This is a genomic window from uncultured Marinobacter sp. (assembly GCF_963974375.1).
GTDB lineage: Bacteria > Pseudomonadota > Gammaproteobacteria > Pseudomonadales > Oleiphilaceae > Marinobacter.
Window position 1 is genome coordinate 1 of record NZ_CAXBDN010000319.1, and the last position, 4,340, is coordinate 4,340.

Genomic DNA, 4,340 nt, shown 5'->3' on the forward strand with positions numbered 1-4,340 from the left:
GGCGCTGAAGACGTGGCGCTGATCGAAATGGCCCACAAGCTGACCGACCGGCTACAGGTGTTCAGTCTCGACACCGGCCGCCTGCACGCCGAAACCTACCGTTTCTTTGAGGAAGTTCGCCGTCACTACGGCATCGACATTGAGGTGATGTTCCCGGACGCCACCGAGGTGGAAGCCCTGGTCAGCAAGAAAGGCATGTTCAGTTTTTATGAGGATGGCCATGGTGAATGCTGCGGCATCCGCAAGGTCGCACCGCTGCGCCGCAAGCTGGCCACAGTGGACGCCTGGATTACCGGACAACGCCGGGATCAGAGCCCGGGCACCCGCAACGATGTACCGCTGGTGCAGCTGGACGAGGCGTTCAAGGGCAAGCACGGCGATCTGATCAAGTTCAATCCGCTGGCCGGCTGGAGTTCAAAAGAGGTCTGGGACTATATCCGGATGGCTGAAGCGCCTTACAACGCGCTCCATGAAAAAGGCTTTGTCAGCATTGGCTGCGAGCCCTGCACCCGCCCCGTACTGCCGGGACAGCACGAACGTGAGGGGCGCTGGTGGTGGGAAGAAGCCACCCAGAAGGAATGCGGTCTGCACGCGGGCAACCTGATTGCCCGCAGCGACTGACAGCCAGCATCCGGCCGGTCTCAGTAGACCGGCAGTTCCACATTCCGGAACAGCTCCTCGATCTCGTGGCGGCTGCCCTGGTGGGACACCGCCTCGTTGACCTTGTCCTTGCTCAGATGCGGAGCAAACCTTTCCATGAAATCGTACATATAGCCCCGCAGGAAGGTGCCCTTGCGGAAGCCGATGCGGGTTACGCTGGGCCGGAACAGTTTGCTGGCATCCAGTGCCACCAGATCACTGTCCATCTCCTGGTCGTAGGCCATGCTGGCGATGATCCCCACCCCCAGCCCCAGCCGGACGTAGGTCTTGATGACGTCGGCGTCGGCGGCGGTAAACACCACCTTGGGAGTCAGACCCTCTGACTGAAAGGCCTCATCCAGCTTCGACCGACCGGTAAAGCCGAACACATAGGTAACCAGCGGATGTTTCGCCAGCTCGGCCAGTGACAGCTCTGAAAACTGGGTCAGCGGGTGATTCTTCGGCACGATCACGCAGCGGTTCCAGCGGTAACAGGGCATCATGATCAGGTCGTTGAACAACTCCATGGCCTCGGTGGCGATGGCGAAATCCACTGCGCCGTTGGCGGCCATTTCAGAGATCTGCATCGGCGTACCCTGATGCATATGCAGGGAAACATCAGGATAGGCCTCAATAAAGCCCCGGATAACCGGCGGCAAGGCATATCTGGCCTGGGTATGGGTAGTGGCAATGCTCAGATCACCCTTGCGCTGATTGCTGAACTCCTGGGCGATCTTCTTGATGCCTTCAACCCGCCGGAGTATTTCACCCGCCTCGCGGATAATGGTTTCGCCACCCGGCGTAATCCGGGTCAGGTGCTTGCCGCTGCGGGCAAAGATCTCCAGACCGAGTTCATCCTCCAGCAAGCGGATCTGCTTTGAGATACCAGGCTGTGAGGTAAACAGGCTTTGTGCGGTGGCTGAAACGTTGAGGTCGTGGTGCGCCACTTCCCAGATATACCGTAATTGCTGTAATTTCATTGATCCCTTCGCTCCCCATGCTGGCCGCCAGTTATTCCTGACTTTGTGGCCGTTCATGCATATCTGCCGACAGAATACGCATAAAAATTGTTATTTTCATTCTTTTAAAGAATAGAGAGTGTTCAGTAGTTCAGTGTAGCTCATCCCCGGGTTATGCAAGTAATCCACGCCGGCCGGCCAATCCACGGGTCGGAATCAGCGTTCGATCAGGCGGCGAAAAGGCGGCAAGGCATCCAGCAACAGCTGGCCGTAGCGGCGTGAGACAATTCTGCGGTCAAGAATGGTAACCCGGCCGGTGTCCTGCTCGGTGCGCAGCAGTCTGCCCACTGCCTGCACCAGTTTAATGCTGGCATCGGGCACGGTGATCTCCATGAACGGGTTGCCCCCCCGCTGGGTGACCCACTCTGCCAGGCTGGCCTCGATGGGATCATCCGGTACCGAGAACGGCAACCGGGTGATCACCACGTGATCCAGATAACGGCCGGGCAAATCAATGCCCTCGGCGAAACTGGCCACCCCGAACAGCACCGACGCCAGGCCGGCATCCACCCGTTCACAATGCAGCCGCAGCACTTCACCCTTGGCCATGTCATCCTGGGTCAGAATCAGATCCGGGTGCTCCGGTGCCAGCTGGTCTCTGACTTCGGTCATTTGCCGGCGGGAGGTAAACAGCACCAGGGTTGCCTTTTCGCCCTGCCACAGCTGCGGCAAACGACTGACCAACTCTTTGGTATAGCCTTCCGGATCCGTTGGCAGGGTCTTCATGGCCGGTACCTCCACCGTCGCCATTTCGCCATACCTGAACGAGCTGGGCACCACCAGATATCGGGTTGCCTCCGGCAGGCCGGCCCTGGAGCGAAGCCGGTCAAATCGTCCCAGTGCAGTCAGGGTGGCGCTGGTCAGTATGGCGCCGTACACCCGTGACCAGAGCCGTGAGTAGAGCAGGTTGTCCGCCAGCACCGGGCTCGAATACAGGGTGATCTCTTCGCCGCTGTCCCAGCGCTGCCGGACCGACCAGCGGGCTGGTGGTGGAATCCGGTAGCGGCCTTTCTGGGCCGGGCCGTCACTGCCGTCATCGCTGGCACCGGCGTTGGTATCTGCGGTTCCGGCCTTGCCAGGCTCTTCACACCAGGCGGTCCAGAGCCGCAACTGGTCTTCAGCCCGGGCGTGGAAGGTGCCGATGACCGGGTACCAGGCATCTGCGGTTTCCCGGTCCAGGTCGTGTTCCTTCTTGTCATCGAAGGCCTTCTGCAATTCGTCAGAAAGCACGCCCAGATGACGGGCGAGATTGGCGGTGGCGATGCGGGCTTCCGCCGCCAGCTCCGCCAGTGACTCCGGCAACTGGCCTTCCGGATAGCGCCACTGGGCATTGCGCCGCTCGTCGCTGAAGGCCCAGTCAGTGCCGCTCAGGCTATCTTCAAAAACCCGGCCCAATACGTCGTCCAGCATCCGTGAGGCTTCACTGATGCGATCAATGGACTTGCCGGCCACCGTGGTGGGAGGCAGCCAGGGCTGGGCCTTGGTCAGGGCCTGGGAAAGTTGCTTGAGCCATTGGCGAGCCCCGTTCAGGGGTACCGAGGCGGCAAAATGGTTGAGAGCCTTGGCGGGCAGGTGGTGGGCCTCGTCAAAGATGAACAGCGCGTTTTCAGGCTCGGGCAGTATGGCACCGCCCCCCAGCGCCAGGTCCGCCAGTACCAGGTCATGGTTGGCCACTACAACGTCTGCGGTCTCAAGGCCCTTACGGGCATTGAAAAAGGCGCAGCTGTCAAAATAGCTGCAATGGCGATTGGTGCATTGGCGGTGGTCGGTGGTGACCTGGCGCCAGACCTCGTCCGGAATGACGCTGGGCCAGTGGTCACGGTCTCCGTCCCACTTGCGGGAGCCATAGGTGCCCAGCATCTCCTCGAAAAAGGCGTGGGTGCCCGGCTCCTGGGCGGTCTCATCCAGCAGGAACAGCGGCATGGAGTCGCTGTCACCGCTGCCGCCATCATGCAACCTGGCCTCCAGCCGCGACATGCACAGATAGCGGCCACGGCCTTTGGCGAGGGTCCAGGTGAAGTTCAGGTTGCTGTGCTTTTTGAGGTCCGGCAGGTCCTTGCTGATGATCTGATCCTGCAGGGCCACGGTCGCCGTGGAGATCACCAGGGTCTTCCCCAGTTCCCGTGCAATGGGGATGGCCGAGATCAGATAGCCCAGGGTTTTACCGGTACCGGTGCCCGCCTCGACAACGCAGCTGGCGGCGGCGGAGGTGCGCTGACCATCGTCCGCGGTAATGTCTCCCAGATAGCGGGCAATTTCGGCAATCATCAGGCGCTGACCATAGCGGGCCTTGATGCCCTTACCGGCCAGTACATCCCGATACGCCTGTTGAATTTCCTGTTTGACAGCTTCCGACAACGGCATCAGCGGGGGGCACTCCAGTCCCGGACCACACCGACCCGGAACCGTTCGCCATCCATGCTCAGCTCGACACCGTCCTCGGTAATTCGCTCCACCCGGAGACTGCCGAAGGTTTCCCCGGTGCGCAGTACCCGGTTGTTGATCATCACCCGACGGTTGGCCACATCGCTGGAGTAGACGTGGCTGTTAAACACCAGGTCCGGCACCTGGCGCTGGAATGCCATGGGCATCTCAACCAGGTGGGGCACTCGTCCCGGATAGGGCTCATCGGTCATTGCCACACCGGGTAGTATCGTCGGTCTGATGGTTGGAGTAATAACG

4 protein-coding genes are annotated in these 4,340 nt (G+C 60.7%); 1 reads left to right on the forward strand and 3 read right to left on the reverse strand.

What is annotated here, in order from left to right; all coding sequences use genetic code 11:
* On the forward strand, positions 1 to 621 hold a 621-nt coding region (locus AAC035_RS19120), incomplete at its 5' end, for a phosphoadenylyl-sulfate reductase (RefSeq protein WP_339806703.1).
* 20 nt (positions 622 to 641) lie between these two features.
* Here the strand turns inward: AAC035_RS19120 and cysB are convergent.
* The 3 genes from cysB to AAC035_RS19135 all read right to left on the reverse strand — a co-directional run.
* Entirely contained in the window at positions 642 to 1,619 is a 978-nt protein-coding gene (gene cysB / locus AAC035_RS19125) for an HTH-type transcriptional regulator CysB (RefSeq protein WP_339806704.1), read from the reverse strand.
* Between the two features lie 195 nt (positions 1,620 to 1,814).
* Positions 1,815 to 4,022 carry an ATP-dependent DNA helicase DinG gene (gene dinG / locus AAC035_RS19130; RefSeq protein WP_339806705.1) on the reverse strand — a complete coding sequence of 736 codons (2,208 nt, stop codon included), beginning with the start codon at positions 4,020 to 4,022 and terminating at the stop codon, positions 1,815 to 1,817.
* A partial coding sequence (locus tag AAC035_RS19135; RefSeq protein WP_339806706.1) for a general secretion pathway protein GspB occupies positions 4,022 to 4,340 on the reverse strand: 319 nt, incomplete at its 5' end. The genes AAC035_RS19135 and dinG, both read right to left, overlap by 1 nt.